16 protein-coding genes, 2 tRNA genes and 3 pseudogenes are annotated in these 22,804 nt (G+C 67.5%); 5 read left to right on the top strand and 16 right to left on the bottom strand.

Annotated features, from left to right (window positions below; genetic code table 11):
- Nucleotides 1–114 precede the first annotated feature (114 nt).
- The 5 genes from ACQRWP_RS00640 to ACQRWP_RS00620 all read right to left on the bottom strand — a co-directional run bounded on the left by ACQRWP_RS00640 (nt 115) and on the right by ACQRWP_RS00620 (nt 8,791).
- Entirely contained in the window at nt 115–4,662 is a 4,548-nt protein-coding gene (locus tag ACQRWP_RS00640; protein ID WP_430500302.1) for a PIN domain-containing protein, read from the bottom strand.
- A 102-nt stretch (nt 4,663–4,764) separates the two neighbouring features.
- A complete protein-coding gene (locus tag ACQRWP_RS00635; RefSeq protein WP_430500301.1) occupies nt 4,765–6,231 on the bottom strand; it encodes a tyrosine-type recombinase/integrase in 1,467 nt (488 codons plus the stop codon).
- Entirely contained in the window at nt 6,228–6,629 is a 402-nt protein-coding gene (locus tag ACQRWP_RS00630) for a helix-turn-helix transcriptional regulator (protein ID WP_430500299.1), read from the bottom strand. Before ACQRWP_RS00630 ends, ACQRWP_RS00635 begins: the two co-directional genes overlap by 4 nt.
- Nucleotides 6,604–7,527, bottom strand: coding sequence for a DUF2637 domain-containing protein (locus ACQRWP_RS00625; RefSeq protein ID WP_430503376.1), 924 nt, complete (start codon nt 7,525–7,527; stop codon nt 6,604–6,606). Before ACQRWP_RS00625 ends, ACQRWP_RS00630 begins: the two co-directional genes overlap by 26 nt.
- Nucleotides 7,528–7,903: 376 nt before the next feature.
- On the bottom strand, nt 7,904–8,791 hold the full coding sequence (locus ACQRWP_RS00620; protein WP_430500297.1) for a replication-relaxation family protein: 888 nt from the start codon (nt 8,789–8,791) through the stop codon (nt 7,904–7,906).
- Between the two features lie 508 nt (nt 8,792–9,299).
- On the opposite strand from ACQRWP_RS00620, the gene ACQRWP_RS00615 reads away from it, so the two are divergent.
- Nucleotides 9,300–9,812, top strand: coding sequence for an HAD domain-containing protein (locus tag ACQRWP_RS00615; protein WP_430500296.1), 513 nt, complete (start codon nt 9,300–9,302; stop codon nt 9,810–9,812).
- Between the two features lie 104 nt (nt 9,813–9,916).
- Here ACQRWP_RS00615 and ACQRWP_RS00610 read toward each other — a convergent pair.
- The 4 genes and pseudogenes from ACQRWP_RS00610 to amcA all read right to left on the bottom strand — a co-directional run.
- Nucleotides 9,917–10,084, bottom strand: a pseudogene (locus tag ACQRWP_RS00610) (kinase); the annotation flags it as partial.
- Nucleotides 10,080–10,280 (bottom strand): annotated as a pseudogene (locus tag ACQRWP_RS00605) (cyclophane-forming radical SAM peptide maturase AmcB); the annotation flags it as partial. The pseudogenes ACQRWP_RS00605 and ACQRWP_RS00610, both read right to left, overlap by 5 nt.
- Nucleotides 10,281–10,324: 44 nt before the next feature.
- Nucleotides 10,325–10,624 carry a hypothetical protein gene (locus ACQRWP_RS00600; protein WP_430500294.1) on the bottom strand — a complete coding sequence of 100 codons (300 nt, stop codon included), beginning with the start codon at nt 10,622–10,624 and terminating at the stop codon, nt 10,325–10,327.
- A complete protein-coding gene (gene amcA, locus ACQRWP_RS00595) occupies nt 10,621–10,785 on the bottom strand; it encodes a multiple cyclophane-containing RiPP AmcA (RefSeq protein ID WP_327031735.1) in 165 nt (54 codons plus the stop codon). The genes ACQRWP_RS00600 and amcA overlap by 4 nt, the downstream gene beginning before the upstream one ends.
- A gap of 369 nt (nt 10,786–11,154) precedes the next feature.
- Here amcA and ACQRWP_RS00590 point away from each other — a divergent pair, with 369 nt between their 5' ends.
- Nucleotides 11,155–12,381: a helix-turn-helix domain-containing protein gene (locus ACQRWP_RS00590; RefSeq protein ID WP_357071112.1), complete on the top strand. Its 1,227-nt coding sequence runs from the start codon at nt 11,155–11,157 to the stop codon at nt 12,379–12,381.
- 6 nt (nt 12,382–12,387) lie between these two features.
- Here ACQRWP_RS00590 and ACQRWP_RS00585 read toward each other — a convergent pair whose 3' ends face one another.
- Nucleotides 12,388–13,068 (bottom strand): YdcF family protein, encoded by a 681-nt coding sequence (locus ACQRWP_RS00585; protein ID WP_357071109.1) that lies wholly within the window; start codon nt 13,066–13,068, stop codon nt 12,388–12,390.
- Between the two features lie 145 nt (nt 13,069–13,213).
- Nucleotides 13,214–14,011, bottom strand: a complete 798-nt coding sequence (locus ACQRWP_RS00580; protein WP_430500293.1) for a DeoR family transcriptional regulator — start codon at nt 14,009–14,011, stop codon at nt 13,214–13,216.
- Between the two features lie 775 nt (nt 14,012–14,786).
- On the opposite strand from ACQRWP_RS00580, the pseudogene ACQRWP_RS00575 reads away from it, so the two are divergent.
- Nucleotides 14,787–15,064: pseudogene (locus ACQRWP_RS00575) on the top strand (IS5 family transposase); the annotation flags it as partial.
- 88 nt (nt 15,065–15,152) lie between these two features.
- Here the strand turns inward: ACQRWP_RS00575 and ACQRWP_RS00570 are convergent.
- The 3 genes from ACQRWP_RS00570 to ACQRWP_RS00560 form a co-directional block, all read right to left on the bottom strand.
- Nucleotides 15,153–17,378: an N-6 DNA methylase gene (locus ACQRWP_RS00570; RefSeq protein WP_430500292.1), complete on the bottom strand. Its 2,226-nt coding sequence runs from the start codon at nt 17,376–17,378 to the stop codon at nt 15,153–15,155.
- Between the two features lie 10 nt (nt 17,379–17,388).
- Nucleotides 17,389–18,024, bottom strand: a complete 636-nt coding sequence (locus ACQRWP_RS00565; protein ID WP_357071100.1) for a hypothetical protein — start codon at nt 18,022–18,024, stop codon at nt 17,389–17,391.
- Nucleotides 18,025–18,836: 812 nt separating this feature from the next.
- Nucleotides 18,837–18,909: transfer RNA gene (locus tag ACQRWP_RS00560), tRNA-Lys, on the bottom strand.
- Between the two features lie 187 nt (nt 18,910–19,096).
- Here ACQRWP_RS00560 and ACQRWP_RS00555 point away from each other — a divergent pair.
- Both ACQRWP_RS00555 and ACQRWP_RS00550 read left to right on the top strand, forming a co-directional pair.
- Nucleotides 19,097–20,359: an Ig-like domain-containing protein gene (locus ACQRWP_RS00555; protein WP_430500290.1), complete on the top strand. Its 1,263-nt coding sequence runs from the start codon at nt 19,097–19,099 to the stop codon at nt 20,357–20,359.
- Nucleotides 20,360–20,607: 248 nt separating this feature from the next.
- Nucleotides 20,608–21,900 (top strand): Ig-like domain-containing protein, encoded by a 1,293-nt coding sequence (locus tag ACQRWP_RS00550; protein WP_430500288.1) that lies wholly within the window; start codon nt 20,608–20,610, stop codon nt 21,898–21,900.
- 114 nt (nt 21,901–22,014) lie between these two features.
- Here the strand turns inward: ACQRWP_RS00550 and ACQRWP_RS00545 are convergent.
- Together ACQRWP_RS00545 and orn are read right to left on the bottom strand one after the other, a co-directional pair.
- Nucleotides 22,015–22,087 (bottom strand) — tRNA-His (locus tag ACQRWP_RS00545).
- A 112-nt stretch (nt 22,088–22,199) separates the two neighbouring features.
- A complete protein-coding gene (orn, locus tag ACQRWP_RS00540) occupies nt 22,200–22,790 on the bottom strand; it encodes an oligoribonuclease (protein ID WP_430500287.1) in 591 nt (196 codons plus the stop codon).
- Nucleotides 22,791–22,804: the final 14 nt, after the last annotated feature.

Below are 22,804 nucleotides of genomic sequence, written 5' to 3'. Positions count from 1 at the left end.
CGGCGACGTCGATGAGCGGCTCGCCTCGTGCCCACAGCGGGTCAGGCAGACCCATGGCGTCGCGTACCACGATTCATCACTACATACGTCGCACCTGCTCTTTCCGTCCTGCAACTACTTACCCACCGATTGGATATAGGCCGCGAACACCCGACTGCCCACCTCATTGTTGAGTCGGCCCACGAGGGCGGCGACTATACGGCTCGTGCCTTCTGGCCCAATCGAGTCAAGGAGGCCCCGACTCAAGATGTCGACGAGCAGCTCAAGGGCATCTGCGTCCGGGTAGTGGTGATCGCGGAGGTTTTCGGCGACCGTGATGATCAATTCGGTAACGCATCCTGCTTCCTCAGGCAGGTCAGGACCGGCGACGGCGCCGCCGCGGGCTGCGGTGAAGAACGGGTCGGTGAAGAAAATGACCCAGGCCAGGAGCGCTGAGACGGCCTTCGGTCGTGCCGGCGGGATGGTGGCCATCGCGAGTCCATTGGCTGCCAGGTGAGCCCAGTTCGCGGTCTGTTGGGGGTCCATGTCGTGGGGGCGGCGGCGGATGAGCGAGCGGAACTCGTTGAAGGCCTTGGGGATGTCGCGCCATGCGGCGGGTCGGGAGATGGCAAGAGCGAATGAGCTGTCGACGTTCCACTCGGCGTTCTTCGCAAGGCCGTGCCAGGGCTCGTCGATGGGCATGTCGACGACCCTGTTCTCACGGAATGACGCGACCACAGCAGTAAAGCCGTCCTCGTCGGCGAACGCTCGGACGAGGTCGAGTGTCCCGAATGCGGGGACGCCCATCGCGCGGGCGAAGCGTCGCATTACGACGTCGTCGACCCAAATGGGGACGCCGAGTTCTTGGGCGACGGTGATGGCGCTGAGCCAGCGGTCGCGGCGGGTGGTATCGGCGACGGGTGCGACTTGGAGGCCTTGGACGTCGACCCAGACCTGTTCGGCTGCGTCGGCGTGCGCTTGTGCTTCTCCGGCCGTGGTTTTGCTGATGACGGGGCGCTGTTGACGGGTGTCCCAACCAAGGGTGGCGGTGGACCTCATGGCGAGGCTGCTACGGGCGCGGGCGATGTCCTCGCGAACGGGGGCTGGGACGATGACGGAGTCCAGGTGGGCGGCGAGCTTCTTGAACGGGTGTCCGGTCCACGGTGCGACGACGAGGGCGGTGGTGTCGACGACGACGCGGCGTCCCAGGGCCTCCCGTGCTGTTTGTTCGCCCCGGTCGTCGTCATCGACCGCCATGATGTAACCGAGGTCGCGTCGGATGAGGCTTTCGGTGCAGGTTCGTCCTGCGGCTTCGGTGAGGGCGGCGAGGGGGAACCGGCCGGCACGTACTTCGCGTGAGAGCTCCTCGAGGGCCTGTTGGCGGGCGTCGCCGCTGCGGAGGAACTCGATGAGGGGGTCGAGGTTGTCGTCTTCAACCTTAATCTGGGTGATGGAGGCGTTCTCTCCATGCCGCTCGAAGTACTTCTCGGCGTAGTCGCGGAAGTCGGCGATTTGTACGTCGGTGAGGGCGGCGTTCGGTGCCATGAGGACGACCGACATCGCAGCAGCGGCGATCTGCTCGTCGTCGGCCCAATCGGCGGCGGCGCGCATGAACATCGCGTAGACCTTGGGATCGCCGAGGTCAGCGACCGTCGGTCCGGTGTCTGCATCGCTGCGTGAGCGCTGCTCGTCGAGGGCCGAGCGGAGGGTCGCGAGGAATAGTTGAGCCTTCTCGCGTCTGTTGAAGCTCACGGCTGGTGCACCGAGGAGCACGGTGAGTGCCTTATCGAATCTCTGCAGGAAGAACAGAGCCTCGGCCAGCCGCCAATACTCGACCTCGGGAACTGGGAGGCTGTTGTCGGCGGATTCCTGGATGACCTGCTGGGTGCGGGCCGCGACGTCGTGCCACTCGTTCTCGCTGCGGGCAAGCTGCTGGAGTGCACGCAGCGCCTTCAGGCGCACGGGCTTGGCGTCGTCGCGGCCGAGGAGGTTGAGCGCGATGTCGCGGCCGGTTTCCGTGAGCCCGTTGCCCATGGCGATCACCAGGGCCTCGGTCGCGAGAGGGATGTCTCCGCGGCGCATGCCTTCATCGAACACCAGTCGGGCTGCCTCTTCGGCACGGCCACTGGCGATGAGCGCATCGGCGTGGGCCTCCAGCGCGAGCTCGTTGCGCTCCAGCCCTCGGACGTATCGCAGAGCCGCTTCCGGGTCGCCTTGGCTGAGTTGAACCCGGGCGCGCATCACGTCCGCGAGGTCACGGTCGAGCTGCCCGAGGCTGTCGATGTGACGCATGACTATGGCCTGCTCGGCCTCCTTGAGCGAATTGAACCTGCGGGAGAGCGCCATCAGGGCCTGGAAGCCGCTGTGGTGTTTGCCCGCGGACTGCTCGAGTGCAGCGAACAGCGCGTCCTTGGCCTCGTTCGCCATCTGCGGGCGGCCGCCGAGCACCGCAGCGCGCATCAGCTGGCCCTCGACCCGATCAGGATTCTTCGCGGCGAGCTCGAGCGCGAGCTCGTCGTTCCCGATGGCCCGCGCGATGACGGCACCGAGGCGTACGACCTCCGGGTGCTTGGCTTCGCGCTGCAATGCGACCCCGTCGGGTGCGGGAAGGAGCAGCCGTAGGGCACCGGCGAAGTCGCCCTGGATAGACCGGGCACGGGCTGCGACCGCCAACGCGCTCCCCGACGAGCCGTCCCATTCCCGTAGGACATCTCGGACCTGCAGCGCGTCAGTCTCCACGACCCTGGCCCGCTTGGAGATCTCGTCCTCGACGTCGGCTGAGGTCCGGCCGGACATCGAGACGAGCACGCCCAGCATCGTCTGTGCCTGGATTAGCCGTGTCCCTTCGGCGTTCGGGCGCAGGGCTACCGCCCACTGCGCGAGCCGCAGGCCGTCGTCGGCCAGGTCCCGGGTCACCGGGTTGCCGCGCGGTCTGCGCGCGGCGAGACCAGACTGGACGCCGAGCTGGTCTGCCGCGCCGGGCGCCAGCATCATCTGCGCGAGTTGCCGCAGCATCGCGGCCGCCATGACGTCTCGCACCGCCGGGTCGAGGTCGACCTCCGGGACAGGTTCCTCAGGCGCCCCCAGGACGCCGGAGGGATCGGCGAGACCGAGTGAGGCGACGGCTGCCTCCGCGCGCGCCTTGGTCTTGGCGAGGTCGCCATCAATGACCGCGCGGTAGAACGCAATGACGCCGCCGAACCGGGCGACGACATCGTCGTCGAAGTCGTCCATGGCTTCGGGGCCAGGCTTGTCGTTGTCGTTGTCGAGGTCGTCCTCGTCGGGGTCCTTCCCGATGCGTTCGAGTCGCGCGGTGACGGTGAAGTAGGCGCTCGCGTCGATGTTGCCGGTAAGTTTCGCGGCCGCCGCTGCCTGTTCGAACCCGCGCCATGCGACCTTCGAGCCGGCGATCGACGCAAGCGAGGAGACGAGTGCCCATCCGTCACCGGTATCGTCCTCACGCAGCCAGGCCGGCGGCCGATGCAGCGCCCGACTCAGCCACGTCGCTGCCGTTACGCCGTCGCGCCGCATTTCGGCGAGGGCGTCTTTCGCCCGCTGCGCTCGGGCTGGAGATCGACGCTCGAGGCGGTCCATCCACATTTGGACGGCGCCAGGCAGTGCGACCGCGACAGACCCCCCGTGGGGACCAGGCAGCTCAGCGGGCGGTGTTGGCCCGCCGCGCTTGAAGTCGTCTGGGTGAGCGAAGACAAGGACGTCACGCAGCAAGCTAGCGGCGTTCCCGGCAGCCTGCGGCTGTAGGTCGTCATTCCCCGCCTCGGCCTTGTCACCGACGAAGTCAGAAAGGCCGCGGACGGCGAGGACGGGAAGGTCGTGAATATCGGAACCGGCAGCGAGGCCAAACGATTCCATGTCCAGTGCGGCTGCGTCCTGAAACCGGGAACGGATCTCCCGCATGATGGGGCCGTCGGGGTCAGCCTGTACGGCCTCGACGGACACGATAGGCGCAACGTAGGCGTGCGCCTGGTTGGCGTTGTAGTGCTGGCTGCGAGCAGATGGTGTCCACTTGCTGTCGGCGATGCACGCGTTGACGAGAGCGACCAGCGGCGCAGGCACAACGTACGTCTTGTCCCGGCCCAGGAGCTTAGAGCCGGACTCGGTCGGCACCTGTTTGCCGACGTAAGGATTGTGAATCCTACTCCCGACCACGACGTCAAGGTGGCTGTGCTCTGCTGGCCTCAAACCGGCGGCTGTGCCGACGAACGCGACGAGGTTCGCATGCAGGTCGCGTGCGGCGAGCCCGACGAGTGCTGCCGACGTCGCGTTTCCCATCCCGGCGCGAGCCAGGTAGATCGTCCAGTTGATATGGTCACCGGGGACCTCGCCGCGCACCATCCAGATGTCGCTCGTCCGGACCCGTTCGACGTTCACGAGCCGGTTGAGGACCTCGGTGTGCTCCAGCTCGACCGCGGTGACCACGAACGCTACCCGCTCCTGCGGCGAGCCTTCCATCTCTTTGAGCTCAGCGACGTCTGGGGTTGTGGTCCACCGGGTCGCCCGCCCTTCCTTGGTCGACTGAACAAGATTGCGGCTCTGTAGCGCTTTGAGCAACCTGTTCGCGGTGTTGGGCGCGACACCGGCAATCTCAGCCACCTGCCGGCCGCTCAGCGGTTCGGCTGATCGCCGCAGCATCCGGAGGATGTCAAGTTCGAATCGGGTCGCCACGCCACGAGTCTTACATCTGCGTATGGCATGTGCAAGTGCGTCCTTGTATTGCACATGTCTTGCGCGGAGGATCTACTGCCCCCGTTCGGTTACCTATACCGACTACATGCCGGTGCCGCGCCGACGGGGCACGACGGATGCGGTTGCTTCGGCGGCGGCGTGTGAGAGTTCGGGTAGGACGGAGCCGTAGAACTTGGCGGTGAAGTGTGGGCTGGAGTGGCGGAGCCGGTTGGAGATGACCTTCATCTGTACACCGGCAGCCAGGCCCATGGTGGCGGCGCCGTGGCGGAGGTCGTGGAGCCGGATGGGTGGTAGTCCGGCTTGCGCGGCGAGGTGGTGGAAGTGGTCGGTGACGTCGGCGGGGTGGAGCCGTTCACCGGTCGGGGTGGTGAAGACCAGTCCGGTCTTGGTCCAGGTGGCACCCGCAGCGAGGCGTTCGCGGTGTTGCCGGGCGCGGTGGGCGCGCAGGACCGCGACGGTCTCGGTGTCGAGGGCAACGGCGGCTTCGCTGTCGGTGGTTTTGGGGGTGTCGATGGCGGTGGTCCAGCCGTGTTGGACGAGTTGCCAGCGGACGGTGAGGGTGGCGGCGTCGAGGTCGAGGTCGTCCCAGTGCAGGCCGCATGCTTCGCCTCGGCGTAGGCCGGTGAAGGTGATGAGGTGGTAGAGGGCGTAGAGCCGGTCGTTGGCGTCGTGGGTGTGGTCGAGGAATCTGCCGGTGTGTTCGGGGGTCCAGATCATGACGGGGCTGGGGTTCTTGCCGGTGTCGCGCCAGGTTTTGACGCGTTGGTCGGTCCAGACGGTGGGCTTGGGTGGCCTGGCGGTCGGTAGTTCGACCATGAGGGCGGGGTTGGTGTCGATGTAGCGGTGGCGGCGCATCGCGTCGTTGAGGGCCTTGCGCAGGGTGGCGTGGATGACGTGCAGGGTTCTGGGGCCAATGATCCGCTGGTTCTTGACCTGGTCGCGTTTGGCGGGGTCGCGGCTGGCGCGCAGGGTGGCGATGGTGGTGTTGCGTTCGGCGATGGCGTCGTACATGGCGTCGATGTGGCCGGGGCGGAGCCGGTCGATGCGCAGGTGGCCGATGTGCGGGATCAGGTACAGCCGGATGTGCCCTTCGTAGGAGCGCAGAGTCCCCTTCTTGATGTTCTTGCGCCCGGCCAGCCAGTCGGTCAGGTACGCCTCCATCATGGGCAGTTCGGTCGGGGTGATGTCCAGGTGCAGCGCCCGCCGGACCTGATCCGGGGTGGGGACGGGCGCGCCGGTCTTGACGGCGGTTTCGATCAGGTCACCGGTCTTGACCGTGGTGTGCGGGTCGGTGGGATCAGGGACGGCAAGCGCAGCCCGGATGCGGTCCAGGACGGCGTCGGCGTCGGCCTGGGTGGCGTAGGGGCCGTGGCGCAGTGGGCGGCGGGTGCCGTCGGCGCGGGCGGGTACTTCGATTTGCCAGTGCCAGTGGCCGTGGGTGCGGGACCAGCCGCCGCCGGGCCGGCGAAGCTGGGGACAGGATCGTCCCAGTCGCCGGCCCGTGACGCTGTCGCGGCAGCCGCAGCGTTTGAAGGTGGATCCCTTCACTCATCGTCTCCTGGATGCTTCGTATGGTGCCGCCAGCGGTGTCGGGTGGAATCCGCTGGTGGCGGGGTCATGGCATCCACGCTCACCTTCGCGTCGGCTTCAAGTCGTCCGCCGCCGGTTGCGGCGGCATCGGGTTGGAGGAGGTGGAGGAGGGCGGCGACCGGGACGATGATGCGGCTGCCGGCCCGGATCAGCGGTATGGGGAACTGGTTGGTGGCGGCGAGCCGGTATGCCTGGGATCGGCTGATCCCGAGCACCGAGGCGGTGGTGGCGAGGGTGGTGGTGACGCCGAGGGCACGGATGCGCTCAATCGTCCACACCTGCCCGACGGTGGGCGCGGTGGTGTTGTCGGTCGTGGTGCGGGTTGTCTGGTCAGCGGGGTTCGTGGGGCTGTTCATGATCAGGCTTCTCCTGGTTATGAGATAGATGGTTGTGCGGTAGGAGCGGGGTAGCTCTGTCGGGGTCGACCGGCGCAGGGGTGGCTGCTCCGCTACCGTTGCCCCGCTCCGGTGACAGAGGCGGTGGCATCGGGTTGGTCGGCACGGCCGGGCTCGCGATCAGCTCAGGTGGTGCCAACGCTTCGATCTTGAGGGTCTTGAGGAGTTCGGATACTCGGGTGTTGGACACGGTGTGACCGGCTGCGCGGAGGGCTTCGGCGAGTGCCGCCCGGGTCAGTCCCTGCCCGTCCGCGGCTAGCCGGTCCCGGACCTTGCGCGCCGCCGGCAGTAGCTCGGCCACGTCGCCGGACGGCTGCGCGGACCGTCCCCGGTCTGCTCGCTGCCGAGTCCGTCCGCCGTGTCTGCGACGAGCATCCGGTGAGCGGACGGTCCGGCTCCGGGACCGCCGCTCCCCCGCCGTGACAGCGGACCGGGGTCCCTCGTCCAGTCCGCTGTCCGGAGCGGTCCGCCCGGCCTCATCCCGTCGGCCGTCCCTAACCGTCCAGGCGGTGTTGGCGGGTGTGGTGGTGCTGGTCCGTCCGAGGGCGATCTTGACCATGACGAGGAATCCGAGCGCGGGTACGGCGGCGGCGATCCAGCCGATGATCGAGGGTTCGGCCTCGACGACCTGCGCCGCCAGGGACAGGGTGACCGCGCACGCCAGCACGGTGGCCGGGAAGACGGTGGAGGTGTGGGCGCGTTTGCGGCGTCGGAGTTCCAGGCCGGAGGCGATGGACATCAGCTCCAGGACGATCGCGTCGGCCCAGGCCAGCCAGCCGGTTTGGCCGTGCGCGGCAGCCACGTTGTGCACGTGGGTGAAGCTGGCCGCCCCTGCTGCGCCGCCGATGGCCAGCATGATGACGACCTGGACGACACCCTCGACGCGGCTGCCGCGCGGACTGGCGTCTGGGTCAGGGACCGGCGCTGTCGTGGCCCATCACCTCCTCAACCCTGACCGGCGTTCCGGTCCATCTGCCAGCGGTAGGCGGCAGGACCGAATAGTGGACCGACCGGCGTCGGACAACAGTCGGGACGGGGACTGGACACCGGTCCCCGACCGCCCGACGCGGACGCCGGACTGAGAAGTGGTCCGCCGCTGTGGCAGCAGACGGCTGGTGTTCTCACGGATCTGTCGGCGCCGACCGCGCTGCTCACGACAGATCCGTGACAGACGCCGGCCGTTGCTGTCCGCTCCGCCGCGGAGGTACTGTCCACGGCCGTCGTGCCGTCGCCGATCACGCGGCCTCACCCGCTCGGCTGGAGACGTCAACGGCAAACGGGGCCAGGTCGGCCAGCCGCAGTCGCTGCCCTTCCCTGCCGGCCATGGCCCACACCGCCTCTGCCGGGCCAAGGCCCGCCGTCGCAGCGTGGTCGCGGGCCCCGGTGGCGACCGGCACCGACAGCGGCACGTCGGCCAGCACGCGGCGCAGGTTGCGCTCGCGGGCGGCCGAGGGCAGCCAGAACAGCACCGGCCACGCCCGCTCGATCGTGCCGGACAGCTCCTGATAGCCGTCCACCTTGCCGGCCAGGATCGACAACTGCTCGGCGCCGGTGTCGTACTCGACAAAGAACGGCACCTCCACACCGTTCTCAATCCAGCGGCCGTAGCCGTCCGGGCGGACCCGCGGCTGGTACGCCCGCATCAGCCCCGGATCCTGGCGGCTGGTGAACGTCCCGGCGCGCTGGCACACCGCTTCTGGCAACCACTCCACCAGGCCGGTGCCCGGATGGGTACGGGCGTGTCCGGCCAGGTCGGTGAAGAACCCGTTCACCCCGAGCCGGTGGGCGAGGCTGCGGGTCGAGGTCCAGCGCCGCCGCTCCACCCGGGCGTGATCCCGCCGCAGTGGGCGTTCGTCCCGGCTGGCCGCGACGACCTCAGCGCCGAGTTGGTCGATGACGTAGTGGTACGGGTACGAGCCGCCGTCGGCCCGCTGCGGCCGGAACCGGGCCACCAACCGCAACCGGTACAGGGTCCGCAGCCGCCGCTGGCAGAAGTCCAACGACGGGAACAGGGCGTTCGCGATCTGGAACGACGTCAACACGCCGTGGTCGTACAACCAGCCCAGCAGCACACGGTCACGGCTGGTCAGCTGGGACTGGACCCGAAGGACCGGATCATCCACCGGCTACCACCTCCTTCCCGGATAGGGAATGCCAGCCCCAGGGGGAGAGACCCGGGACCAGGCAGGGTCTGTCGCAGGACAAGCCGACTGCGCTGACAGATGGATTGACCTGCGGTGTGAGAGGAAACAGGGGGTCGGTTCGGGGGTCCGGCTGAAGACTGACGTCAACGCTGACGCCAAGCCCGACCCTCGAACGGGGATCAAGCCGGAACTCGTCACTGCCAGTGCCTACGGCAGTAGGTAAAGGTGTCGGCGGAAGCACGAGAACTCCTTGATTGAGGGTGTGAATTGTGGTGTTGCTGGCGTCGTCGGGTCTCCGGGCCGCCGGAGCGAAAGGATCCGGTGAGATGCACCCGGCACCGTCCCTGCCGTGGTCGCCGTCGGAGGCGCACGCCTGCCGGCACGGAGCAGCAGCGAGACGAATGGCCTTGGGAAGGCGGTGCGGGCGTCTGCTTCTCGCCGAGCGCGGAGGTAGCCGTTGGCGGGGTGAGGGCTAGCCTCTGGGGTCATGTCCGCCCCTGCGTCGCGTCCATTGCTGTTCCTTGACGTGGACGGCACCCTCATCCCGTTCGGCACACCCAGGGCGGCTCAGCCGGGCAGGCCGCATGGCCACACCCAGGGAGCGGTCCTACCGGCCGACGCCCATCCCCTGCTGCACAAGGTCGATCCAGAGCACGGCCGCCGGCTGAAGGTCCTGCCATGTGATCTGGTGTGGGCGACGACCTGGATGAGCGACGCGAACGACGTGCTCGCGCCCCTGCTCGGGCTACCGACCCTGCCGGTCGTGGACTGGCCCGACTCTGACGAGGTTGGCGTCCTGCACTGGAAGACCCGTGGGCTGGTCGAGTGGGCGCACGGACGCCCCTTCGTCTGGGTCGACGACGAGATCTCTCACGCCGATCAGCAGTGGGTATTGACTCATCACCACGCCCCGGCCCTGCTGCATCGGGTCGACCCACGTCGCGGGCTGACCGAGCACGACTTCACAGTCATCGAGAGCTGGCTCAGCCGGGCGCGGTAGGGCGAGCTCCATACCGTCGCAGTCGACGGGCTGTCTGGCCACTCGAAACTGATGTTGGCGAACGGTGCGCCGCAACGGCGACACCGGTAGCCGGCTGAGCTGCTCTACGGGGACAGAACGTCCGGGAGTAGGTCGTCGTCGCGTCCGGTCTGGGGTAGCCCAGCGACGGCAGCGATGGTCTTGACGGCCTCGTTCAGTCCGGTGGTCTCGGGTAGGACGAGTTCGTCGGGCCAGTCCAGGACGTCATGGGCGGCGTACCAGCCGCTCATGCCCGCTGTCCTGCTGGGTGATCGACTCGGCGCAAGCCTGCGCGACTGCGCTGCTCATCAGGCGGAGGGATCTCGGGTCGGGCAGGTAGCAGTAGGTGCAGTCGAGGTTGCAGAAGATCGTCGGCTGCACGACCAGGGTGTGGAAGCTGCCGGCGACCGCCGGCTGGCCGGTAGCGTTGATGAGGCCGATGCCGTTCACGAGGAGGCCTCTTCGAAGCTGGCGGCCGTGGTGGTACTGGCGCGCTAGGCGTGGGTGCGGCGGGCGGGCCAGCCGAGGAACCGGTCGAACATGTCGGCGGCGCTGCCCGTGACGCTCGGGTTGAGCCGATGCAGGTCGTCGATCGCATCGTGCAGGCAGCCGGCCAGGTAGAGGAACAGGCTCACCGGCTCTTCCCGGTACTCGGCGAGGAGCGCGAGCTTCGCCGCGCCGCAGGGCCATGGCTGCCCGCACCGGCGGCACAGCCACAGCGGGCGCATCGGCAGATGTTCCACCTCGGCTGACGCGAGCCGGTTCGCCGCGAGACGGCGCTGCTGCCCGGTCACCGGCGACCGCCCTCGCGGGCCTGCTGCTCGAACAGCCGACGCCACACGAAGGTGAGCAGCGGAGGATCAGCGCGCCGCACCTGCCCCTGCGAGGACGTCCACCTGGGCTCGGGGCGCCGGGACTGGCTGGCCATCGCATTACGCGAGACGTACACCGTCATGCCTCCACCCCCACCAAGAACGATGAGCGGCGGGCTCGCCGGGGGAATGGCGAGCCCGCCGCCGCATCACGGCGGCTGGGAGCAGGCCGCCGATCACCCACCCACGCAGCCCTCATGGCGGTACGCAGGGGGGGAGAACACCGAGACAGTTCGGTCCAGGACGGGCCGAGCCAGCGGCCCAAGCCGTGGAGTGGCGCGCCGTCCATCGATCCCTCCATCTGCAGCTCCCTGTTAGTCATCCGGACACCGGCATCGACACACGCCGGTGACCTAGGGTGAACTGAACGTAGGGGCGGTCCGTACGGAGGACCGGGAAAATCCGTACCGGGTCCGGCGGGCTCCAACGGGCAGGGTGATGGTGTGCGAGGGATGACGGACGACATGACCATCGGCCAGCGCGTCGCCTTCTACCGGCGTCGACGAGGACTCTCCCAGGAGGTGCTGGCCGGTCTGGTCGGCAAGACCCAGGAGTGGTTACGCAAGGTCGAAACGAACCGCGCCGACCTCGACCGGCTGTCGGTCATACGCGCGATCGCCAAAGCCCTCGACGTGTCCCTCGGCGACCTGATCGGTGCGCCGAGCCTGTTCGAGTGGTCGGACGACTCAGGGCGCGAGACCATCCCGGCCTTGCGGGCCGCGCTTCACGACTATCGTCACCTCGCGCCGACGCTGGCCAGCACGGGGGACGTCGAGGCCCCCGCCCTGCGCGAGATCGAGAACGACGTCGCCGAGATCTGGACCGCCTACCAGCATTCGCGATACGGCACCCTCGCCCGCCGGCTGCCCTACCTCATCCACGACTGCCTCACCGCCACCGAGGCGTACGACGGTGACGATGGCCAGCGAGCGCACGCGATGACCGCCTACGCCCACCAGCTCGCCGCGTTGTTCCTCACCAAGCTCGGCGAAGGTGACCTCGCGTGGACCGCCGCCAGCCGTGGACTGGCCGCCGCCAACGCCAGCCACGATCACGTCGTCATCGGTTCGCTCAGCCGCTCCGCCGCGCACTCGCTGGCGTCCATCGGCGAATATGCGCAGGCTCGTGGCCTCGCCGCCACGGCGGCGCAGTTCCTGGAACCACGGCTCGCCAACCCCACTCCGCAGCTGCTGTCGGTCTACGGCAGCCTGCACCTCGTCTGCGCGCTGGCCGCCGCCCGAGACGACGACCGCGCTTCCGCCGACACCCACATCGCCGAGGCCGATGCCGCCGCACAGCGGCTCGGCGCCGATGGCAACCACGTCTGGACCGCCTTCGGGCCGACCAACGTGTCGATCCACAAGACGACCGTGGCGATGGAACTCGGCGACGTGCAGCGCGCCATCGCCATCGGCGCCACACTCGACACCAGCACCGTGCCCGTCGAGCGGCAGGTTCGGCACGCCATCGAAACCGCCCGGGCCCTTGCCCGGTGGAACCGCATCGACGACGCGCTCACGGCACTCCTGGAGGCCGAGGTCATCGGCCCTGACCAGGTGCGCTACCACCAGCTCTCCCGCGACCTCGTCCGCGACATCCTCACCCGCCCCCGGCCACCCCGACTGGCCGTCGAACTCAGCGACCGGATGGGCGTCCGGTCGGGAGGACCGCGCTGGTAGCTGGGCTCAAATCAGCCGGCTCGTATAGCCAGCCGCGACCAGTCGCCCGAACGCCCTCCGCACCTCGTCCGGAATCTCCTGCGGGATCGCGAACCCGCGCTCCGCGTACACCTCGATCCGCTGCGTGTCGCCTACCAGCATGTCCACCACCCGCCGCGGGTCGCCGATGCTGCTCACGTAGTCGTCCAGTTCGAGCGGGTTCGACGCGCACACCACATCGACCTCCGGCCACATCAGCTTGCAGGTGGCGTAGGCCCGACGCTGTTGGTAGGGCCGCGACATGATCAGCACCGACTTCACCGGGATCCGGTGTTCGGTCAGGAGCTGACGCGAGTACTCCAGGTTCTGGGCGGTGTTCGTGGCACGCGGCTCCACGAGAATCGCTTCCGCGGGTACGCCCTGCTCGATGGCGTATCCGCGGTAGTGCACTGCTTCTCCACGCGGGAACCGCTCAACGGTCGTCGGGGCGTTCGCGCCGGTGAACACGATCCTTGGGAACAGTCCCTCGTGAAACAAGCGCGTCGCGATGACGGCCACGCCGAGATCGTGACTGCCCAACCCGATCCCCACGTCGCACGGGCGCAACTCGTGGCGCATGTCGTGGTAGCGCCACAGCGTCTCCACATCGGCCCGGATCGCGTCAGGGATCGCCTCGGCAGGTGCCGCTGCATGCCGGTTCATCAGCACCTACCAAGTCCGGTCCGCGCTGGTTCCCTCATGCCGCCAGCGTAGGGCTAGCAGGGCAGCACGACGCCGCTGACTCCAGCACCACGCCACTGACCTCGTCAGACCAGAGGGCTGGCGGCGGCCAAGGCATCGTTACGGGGTGCGGTCAGGATCCGACCTCGACGAGGCAACGCCTACCACTCTCGCCCGGCACCTGCCACACCTGCTCGTCCGGCCAGTGGCGAGCCAACAACTGCCGCCTGGTCGTGGCGACAGCGTTCCGCAGCGGCCCACGAAGCAGGTCGGCCTGCAGTCGTTCCTCCCGCTCGGCGTCCTGCGCGATCAGCAGAACCGCCCCGACCGGCACCAGCCGATCCGCACGCCGGTAGCCGCCCAACAGTCCACCCAGCCCTGACGCCGGCCGCTCGTACTCGGCGACAACGTCTCCGGTCGGGCCACGATCGACGTGTACCAGGAACCGCAGGCACCGCCCGTCCTGCAGCCATACGCCGTAGCCGTCGGCCCGCAGCTGCGCCAGGTCGTGCTGGCGCAACCACGTCGAGGTCTCCATCGTCGCCAACCACTGGAACAACTCGCACCGCCCCGGGTTGCGCCGCGACACCTCGACCAACGGCAGAAACAGCAGAGCATCCGCCACACCGGAGGACCGCTGACCCAACCGCAACGGAACCGGCCGCCCCGACGCCGTCAGGGCGCGCCGGAGCACCTCGGTCCCCTCGGCCGTGACCCCGTACCACCAGGTATGGGTCCGGTCCTCCGCCGAGCGCTCGCGGCGCACCAGTCCCGACTCGTGCAGCCACACCAGGTCTCGGTGAGCGGTCAGCCGCGACACCGCGCAGACAAGCGCCACGTCCAGCGTCGACGCGGACCCATGCTGTGCCAGGTACGACAGGATCCGCCGCCGCCGTGGAGACAACCGCCGCGCGGCAACCTGGTCACCCATCCCCCGATGATCCCAGCGAGCCCCGGCGGTCCGACATCCTGTTTCCCACAGCGGTAACAGAGAGTGGCCGATGCTCCGACCGGAAGATCGGAAACCGGGACCGCCCTGAGCGGAGGCAACGGCTGCCATGGGCCATTGGGCGAGGCGTCGGCGGGCTGTGCGAGCACCCACATACCCAAACCGTGGTTCTGGGGCCAATTCTGGAGATCACTGTTCAATGAATCAGCCGAAGAGCGGAGGACAAAAGAAGCGAAGCGGTCAAATCGGGCCACCAAAAGTTGGTATCTACAGAGTTCACCGCAGTGCGGTACCGATCGCCAGAAACACCTGACACGCGCCTTCCCGGCTCAACGATGAAGCGCCACACGCTGAGACAGTGGTTACTGAAAGTGACGAATCGAGGCGAGCCCTCCACGCCGGCATTCGGCGGGGCAGCTGCCCCTCGCCCCGGCGGGCTAGCGCCAGACCCTCTAGATGCAAGACAGCCCGTGTAGCTGAATGTGTCGAGGTAGCTGCATTAAGCAATGTGGGTGGTTCCGTTGGAACAGCTTCCGTTGTTGGAACCGAGCACCGACAAAGGTCCGAGACCGAAGCGGCGCGAGAGCTGGAAGCCGATCGTGGACACCATCCACCGAGCGGCACATCGCCAGTCAGCAGTCGCGTCGAACCTCCTCGATCCACTCGTCGAAGACGCCATGTGCCGGCTCAACAGACAGACCCGCGACCACCCGAGCGCACGATCGATCGCGTTAATTCGCGTGGCCGACATCTCGGCTCGGGGGCCGATGCGGCCGGGCGGATCGACTGGACCGTCGCGTCGACTCCACGATCAGCCGCGCCCATCAACACGCGTACGGTGCCCGTCGTAACGGCGACCGGCAGAAAGAACCACCCGGCGGGCTCCTTGCCGACCCTGCCGATCACGCGCTCGGCCGTCCGCGGGGCGGGTGGACCACCAAGACTCATCTTGTATGTAAACGGGGCCGCAAGGTCCTGGCCACCGTCGTTACGGCCGGGCACTGCGGTGACAGCCCGCAGACCATTAGCATCATGCCTGCAGAGGCCCTCGCGGCGGATCACCAAACCACTACTGCGTTACACGCGGGTTCCGATCGAAACTGCTCCGGAGGCGCCGCTCAGCTCATGGCTGCATCAGTGAAGGAAAGACCAGATCGCGCAAGGATTGCATGGTCGACGCGCCTCGTTCGTACTGCTCGATATGCACATCGATCGAACCCATCGTGGCTGCGATTTCCCGCTGCACTACAACTGGTGGCAGCGGAATGACCAGTTCTCGCAATGTGGCCGCGCTGATGTGCGGGATGGCGGTGGAGTAGCGCGATTTGGACGTGATCCACCTGTGCACTTCGGGACTGTTCAGGTAATGCACGAGGTACTCGGGAACAACTTCGCCACCGGGTCGCAGGCGCATGCAGCTGGGTCCCAAAAGCCATCCGCCTTCGGCCTCCCGCACGAGTCCGTGTCGGCCGAGCGTTCCTGATCGCGCGCAGACGATGTCACCTGGCCGGAGCATGTATTTTGCGAGTTTCGCGGAGGTCTCGGGCTTGACCGTGTCAAGCTCCTCGTGGCTAACGTGGCCGCGTTTGATGTTGCGGGGCAGCACGAGCGGTGTCCAACCCTGCACAGCCAGGCCGCGCTCGCGATCCACTGTGCCTGGCCCTGCGTGAACGTCGCAGATTTCGCCGAGAGACACTTCGCGCCGACTCCTGGTGGTCGAGCCGTGTAGTGCCTCGAGACGGGTATCGAAATCGCGGCGAGTCCGCTTTGCCCGCTCGTCCAACCCGTCGAGCTCCCGTTGCAACGACTCAAGCCTCGCTGACGGCGTGTCTGCCTGCAAGCTACTGGAGTGGATCTCTTCGCGCACGTACCGCCGTGGTTGGAGATCGTAATCGTTCTGCCGGATCTCCTCGATGCCCACTGGTCGAGCGAGAGCGGCTGAATGGTCGAAGTTTCCCGAACGGCCGAAATCGTGCCAGTCGCGATACTCCTTAACGATCTTCGCCACCTCGTCGTCACAGAGAACCCGTTGAGCACGCTCGTTCGTCGCGCCCATGCTCGTGGCGTCGACGAAGAGGATCTCCGAAGGTGCGGGCGCGCCAGGCTTCGGTCGCCTAATAAGCCAGAGGGACACCGGGATTCCGGTGGCTGCGAAAAGCCCTGGGGGGAATGCGATGATCCCCTCGACCACTCCTGCTTCAATCATCTTGCGCCGGATTTCCGCGTTCACTCCACCGGTGAACAGTGTTCCATTCGGCATGAGAACCCCGGCGCGACCGCCCGGCCTCAACTGGTGCACTGCGAGCTGAAGCCATGCGAAGTTCGCGGCGCGCTTGGTCGGCGCGCCAAACCGCCACGCGTCCTGTTCAATGTCGTCAGGAAGCGTGACATTGAAGGGTGGATTGGACAGAACGACATCGAACTGTTCAGCGGCGAATGCCCCGCGCATGATTTCGGGGCCGCCCATCCGCAGCTTCGCCTCACGGCCGTGCATTGACAGGTGGAGCAGCGTCATCCGGAGCGAGCGTCCGTTCATCGCCTGGCCGGATAGCGCCTCCACACCACGCTGTGCCGCTGCCACGAGCAGTTCGCCAGACCCGCACGACGGGTCGTAGACGGTGTTCGTGCTTCCTGGATCGAGGACCTCAAGCATGCACCTCACCACCGAGGGCGGTGTGAAGTGACCGCCGTGCCGGCCGAGATCGCGATTGACCTTTTCCAGCAAGGCGTCGAACATCGAGGCTGACCCCACGCTGTCGGAGTCGATCTGGTCGAAGAGCCGGATCGCTTCCATCAACTGCTGCTCGCCGGAGAGATTCGAGGCGACGGCGGGGAACAGCGGCACCTCGTGCTCCCACGAGGGCACATCCCGCAGCATCCAGTTAACGGCTCCCCAAGAGCGCTGTTCCGTTACCGCCCGCCAAAGCTCTGGATCGGTTGTCCGGAGGTAAAGCATGGCCATGATGAGGTCGACGGCAGACACGAGCTCGAGGTCGCCGCGTAGCAGATCCATGATCCGCCATAGTTTGTTCGTCCAGTCGGAACGGACCTCTGCCGGGACGTGCGACGGCTCCGCCTGAAGGCGCGGTGCGGGTGCACCACCATTGCGGATGAACCTGTCGCCGTATGTGGTGCCCGGCGCCTCGTCAGCCTGCAGGCCGTTGCGGGCGATCTTGCGCTGACTGAGCCAACGTGCGACCTCGTCGGAAGCGAACAGCTCCTGCCCGGACACCACGGTGGGTCGGGGGAAGTCGGTGTGACGCTTGTGCCAGTTACTGGCCGCACTGACGCCGACCTCCGCCAGCTTCGCGATGTCGGTGAGTGTCAGCTTCCGGCCGCCTTCGGTCATGAACGGATCCTCACCGGTCAACGGACCGCAGCGCGTGCGGGACTTGGTCGACCAACCGCACGGACGCGGCCAGGTCGGACGACATGTGGCCGAACAGCCGATAAATTTTTGCGTGATCAGCCTTCAAGTCACGCCGATGGATCGGCTCGTGGTGCATCACGCGGTTGCGCAGCCGCAGCACTTCCTTGAGCTCGGCATGCAAGGCGTCGCGGCGCCCGCGGTAGTGCGGGAACGCTCGGTACAGAGCGGGCACCCACAACGTGCGGTCGTAGGTCTGACTGACTAGTGACACCCAGAAGCCGAAGGTCAGCTTCGCCACCAGGTCGTCCGCGTTCTGCGGCGAACGACGCCCAAACAGTTTTTCCCGCGCCTGCTTTACCAGTTGCTGCCCATGCTCGTTAATCGGCGCCACCGACCACCAGTCCACACATCCGAACCGCGCACTCAGCTCGCGGTGCAGCGCGTTGCGCAGGGTGATCTCAACGAAGTGCAGCAGTGGATAGAACGCTGCGGATACGCCGATGCTCCACGTGTACAGGCGCCACCCTGTGGCAATGTCGCCGCCGCACTCCTCAAGGTATGGGGCGAACCTCGCATCGGAGAGCGCCTCGCTGATCCAATCGTCGTTATCGCCGGTGGAAGTCATCTTGAGCCCCCTCGGATCGCGACACCACGGCAGCATGATGCTGTGGTACAGTGCCTGGGTACGCCCCAGGTTCGCCTCTGCTTCGGCATGCCGCCTGGGGCATCGTCTTTGGCGCGCCCGATCCGGGACCGCCGAGTCTTCTTCCGACCACGTTCACCGGAACGGTATCCCGACGATCAGTCTGGGGTCAAGTACTCCGGCGTACTAGAATTTGTGAACTCATCCTGTACCTGGTGGTACACAGCTTGGCGAGTCTCAAGCTACGAATGTCCCCGTAGACGTTTTGCAGGTCGCTGTCGCGACTTGGTCCAACTCTGGGTGCCGCGCGCGCAGCTACTATGCCGTTCGCTGACGTCCTTGCCGCTGAACGGGACAACCCACCACCGTCCGCGCGTTAACCGGCCTCATGCTCGTCGGCGGAAAGCGCATCAACGGCAACTTGGTTCGTACGGGCCGGCGGATCAGGCCGGCCTGCAACTCCCGCTCACGCTCGCTGCGGTCGGCAAGGAACAGCACGGCCGCCGCCACCGACGGATCGGCGTTGCCGGCATCCACCCATAACGGGAGTCCGGCCCGTGTGCTCGCTTGTCGTTCCATGACCAGCCACAGACCAACGCAGATCTCGGGCAAGACGAGGCATCGGGCTGCCGGCAGTCGATCACGTCCGCAGTCCCGGGTCGGCTTCCACCATCCCGAGGGGCCCCGGGCAGTCCAACCGCTCCCGAGCACCCCATGAGCACCCAGCCACCGCCAGAGAAGCAGAGAAGGCCCCTGACCGGCGTGAAACGCCAGGCCAGGGGCCTTTCCAAGGGTGCGCCGCCAGGGACTCGAACCCCGAACCCGCGGATTAAGAGTCCGCTGCTCTGCCAGTTGAGCTAGCGGCGCTCGTCGGCAACGGAGAGAACATTAGCACCCCTCCAACACGGGCTCCAATTCGGTTCCCCGGGTCCCCCCTTCGGTCGAGCTTTGCCGGCAAAAAGCCCCAAACCGGCCCCCGCCGCCAAGATCGGGGCGTGGGTTGGGGCGGTGATGCGGCACGATGTCCGCCAGGTACGCGAGAACAGAGGTGGGCATGGCACGGTTCACGCGAGCCGGGGCGGTGGTGGGCGCCCTGACTCTGGCGGCGTCGCTGGCACTGACCGGATGCGGCGGCGACGAGAAGAAGCCGGAATTCGTTGGCGGGGCGTCCTCGGACGTGAGCACCGCCCCTGGGTCAGCCGCACCGTCCACGCCAAGCACACCGAGCGGTCCGCCGCTCACGCTGAGCCCGGCCAACGGCACGAAGAACCGGCCGGTGAGCACGGAGATCAGCACGAAGCTCCCGGACGGCGGGAAAGTGTCCGCGGTCACCGTGACGGCGGACGGCGGCGGCTCGGTCGAGGGCAAGCTGCGTACCGATGGTTCGTCCTGGGTGCCGTCAGCTCCGCTGAAGTGGGGCACCCGCTACACGGCCACGGTGACGGCGAGCGCGTCGGACGGCACGAGCAGCCAGGGCACCAGCAGCTTCACCACGATGGCCAAGCCGAAGTCGACAATCGGTTCGGGCCTGTACCTCTTCGACGACAAGAGTTACGGGGTGGCCATGCCGGTGGTCACCGAGTTCCACCCGGGCATCCCGAAGAAGGACCGGGCGGCGGTGCAGAAGCGGATGTTCGTCCGGACCGACCCGCCGCAGCCGGGCGCGTGGCACTGGGTCAGCAATGGCACGCAGGCCTACTACCGGGCCCCGGAGTACTGGAAGCCGGGCACCACCATCACCGTGCGGATCGCCCTGGCGGGGGTGCCGCTGAGCAACGGCAAGTACGGCGACGTCGACCGCAAGGCCACCGCCAAGATCGGCCGGTCGTTCGAGATGAAGGTCGACAACGCCAACAAGAAGATGACGGTGTACGAGAACGGCGCGCCGGTGCGCACCATTCCGGTGAGCCTGGGCAAGAAGAGCACTCCGTCGTCGAGCGGCACGATGGTGGTGATGGAGAAGAAGGAAGCCACGGTCTTCGACACTCGCGACGACCCGGATCCGGCCAACCGCTACGTGACCGACATCCAGTTCGCCCAGCGGCTCACCTGGGGTGGCGAGTACATCCACGCCGCGCCCTGGTCGGAGCACGTGCAGGGGCGGCAGAACGTCTCGCACGGCTGCGTGAACGTGTCGATGGCGAACGCCAGGTGGTTGTTCGACAAGACCCGGATCGGTGACCCGATCACGATCAAGGGCACCGAGCGCAGGATCGCCGCCGGTAACGGTTGGACGGCGTGGAGCCTGAGCTGGTCGGAGTTCGTCAAGGGCAGCGCGTTGCCGGTGCCCAGCGGTGGGGCCGGCCCGGCGGTCTGAGCCGTCGACCTCGTTGCGCCGGCCCGGCCGTTGGCCGGGCCGGCGTACCCTTGCACTCCCGCCGCTCGATGACGGCGCGCGACCCCCGCACTCCCGGTACGGAGACGAACCAGGCTCACGAAACGCCGGATAGTAGCAGAATCCGGGCACTATTGATGGCGTGCTTCGGTTCACCCTCGGCAACCGGGGCCGGCTCTGGCGCGTCAGTAAGAGACGATGGGGCAGCGACCACAACTGTGAGGGAATTCATGCGAGCTAGCCAGGACCAGCTGATCAGGCCCGGTGGGCGACGCCGCGTGTTCGCGGCGGGGCTCCTCGCCGTGGCGCTGGCCTTCACCTCGGCCTGCACCGACGGCGACGGCGGCAAGCCGTCCTCGTGGCACGGCGGGGGCGAGAACCCGGCACCGAAGGCCGCCGCGACGATCAGTGAGCCGGCGGCCGACGCCAAGGACGTGCCGGCGTCCACCGGCGTCACCTTCACCACGAAGGACGCCGTGGAGACCGCTGTCGAGCTGAAGGACGCCGCCGGCAAGGCGGTCGAGGGCGCCCTCGCCAAGGACGGCAAGTCGTGGCTGCCGGCCGGCGCGCTGGCCTACGGCACGAGCTACACGGCCACCGTGACCGCCAAGGGCGACGACGGCCGTCCGGCCACCGCGACCAGCACCTTCACCACCATGGCCAAGCCCGGCAATCAGGTACGGGTGAGCAGCTTCCTCGGTGACAACCAGGTGGTCGGGGTGGGCATGCCGCTGATCGTGAAGTTCAGCCGGGCCATCCCGGAGGACTACCGCGACGACGTGCAGCGCCGGATGACCGTCACCTCGACCCCGGCGCAGGAGGGGATCTGGCACTGGGTCAGCCCCACCGAGATCCGGTACCGGCCGAAGGAGTTCTGGAAGCCCGACAGCAAGGTCTCCTACCGGGTGCAGGCCGGCGGCCTGCCGATGGGTGCGGGTTGGTACGGCCGCGCCGACCTCTCGGTGGACGTCAAGATCGGCGCGGCGGTGGTCATGACGGTGGACAACAAGACCAAGCGGATGACGGTGACCCGCAACGGCTCTGTGATCAAGACCATCCCGGTCAGCCTGGGCAAGAAGAGCACCCCGTCGTCCAGCGGCACCATGGTCGTGATCGAGAAGCTGCGCAAGACCGTCTTCGACACGTTCGAGGAGCTGGGCCCGGAGGAGGGCTACCGCACCAAGATCGACTTCGCGCAGCGCCTCACCTGGGGCGGGGAGTTCATCCACGCGGCACCCTGGTCCGAGGGTCAGCAGGGCACCACTAACGTGTCGCACGGCTGCGTGAACGTGTCGATGGCCAACGGCGACTGGCTCTTCAAGAACACCCAGATCGGCGACCCGATCACGGTCAAGGGCACCGAGCGCAAGCTCCAGAACGGCAACGGCTGGACCGACTGGAACATGAGCTGGGACGAGTACGTCAAGGGCAGCGCCCTCCCGTACGAGCCTCCGGCCGACCCGGACGCCACCACCCCGACCCCGGACGGGACGGTCACCACGTCCCCCACGCCGACCGCCTGAGCCAGCCGACGGAAGCCCCCTCTTCGGAGGGGGCTTTCGCGTAGGCCCGTGTCTCGCCCCTACAACGACTCAGGCCCCCTCCGAGGAGGGGGCCTGAGCAGTGGAAACCAGCTGGGTGACTGATGGGAATTGAACCCACGACAACCGGGACCACAACCCGGTGCTCTGCCAACTGAGCTACAGCCACCATGCCGCCGTCGCCCGGTCGATCGCTCCGGGCGGGGTGCGGACCAATAATAGCCACACCGCGGCGCGCCTCGTCCAGCGGGTTCCCTGCTCCCCGGGACGAGGCGCCGCGGTCAGAGTTCGGCGGCGACGGCCTTGGCGGTCTCGACATCCGGGCCGGGCAGCGGAACGAAGAGGGTGCGCCGGTAGTACTCCAACTCCCGGATGCTCTCCCGGATGTCGGCCAGCGCCCGGTGCGCGAGGCCCTTCTGCGGCTGACCGAAGTACACCCGGGGGTACCAGCGGCGGCAGAGTTCCTTGATCGACGACACGTCGATCATCCGGTAGTGCAGGTGCGCGTCGAGGCGGGGCATGTCCCGGGCGATGAAGCCCCGGTCGGTGGCGATCGAGTTGCCGCAGAGCGGCGCCGTACGCGGATCCTTGACGAAGGTGCGGACGTACTCCAGGACCAGGTCTTCGGCCTCGGCGAGGGTGACCGCCGAACGACGGACCTCCTCGGTGAGGCCGGACTTGGCGTGCATGGTCTGCACGATCTCCGGCATCCCCTCCAGCGCCGCCTCGTCGGCGTGGATGACCACGTCGACACCGTCACCCAGCACGTTGAGGTCGGGATCGGTGACCAGTGCCGCAACCTCGATCAGTTTGTCCCTGCCGAGGTCCAACCCAGTCATCTCACAGTCGATCCAGACGAGGAGATCAGCCACCGGGACAGCCTACG

This window comes from Micromonospora trifolii (assembly GCF_050516465.1).
In the GTDB taxonomy this organism is placed as follows: Bacteria; Actinomycetota; Actinomycetes; order Mycobacteriales; family Micromonosporaceae; genus Micromonospora; species Micromonospora trifolii.
This window is presented reverse-complemented; position numbering and strand designations above follow the sequence as displayed.

Coding starts and splice junctions, on each gene's coding strand:
- ACQRWP_RS00630 (WP_430500299.1), bottom strand. CDS start 6,629: ATGAACAGCCCCACGAACCCCGCTGACCAGACAACCCGCACCACGACC.
- ACQRWP_RS00615 (WP_430500296.1), top strand. CDS start 9,300: ATGTCCGCCCCTGCGTCGCGTCCATTGCTGTTCCTTGACGTGGACGGC.
- amcA (WP_327031735.1), bottom strand. CDS start 10,785: ATGACGGTGTACGTCTCGCGTAATGCGATGGCCAGCCAGTCCCGGCGC.
- ACQRWP_RS00590 (WP_357071112.1), top strand. CDS start 11,155: ATGACGGACGACATGACCATCGGCCAGCGCGTCGCCTTCTACCGGCGT.
- ACQRWP_RS00580 (WP_430500293.1), bottom strand. CDS start 14,011: ATGGGTGACCAGGTTGCCGCGCGGCGGTTGTCTCCACGGCGGCGGCGG.
- ACQRWP_RS00570 (WP_430500292.1), bottom strand. CDS start 17,378: ATGACCGAAGGCGGCCGGAAGCTGACACTCACCGACATCGCGAAGCTG.
- ACQRWP_RS00565 (WP_357071100.1), bottom strand. CDS start 18,024: ATGACTTCCACCGGCGATAACGACGATTGGATCAGCGAGGCGCTCTCC.
- ACQRWP_RS00555 (WP_430500290.1), top strand. CDS start 19,097: ATGGCACGGTTCACGCGAGCCGGGGCGGTGGTGGGCGCCCTGACTCTG.
- ACQRWP_RS00550 (WP_430500288.1), top strand. CDS start 20,608: ATGCGAGCTAGCCAGGACCAGCTGATCAGGCCCGGTGGGCGACGCCGC.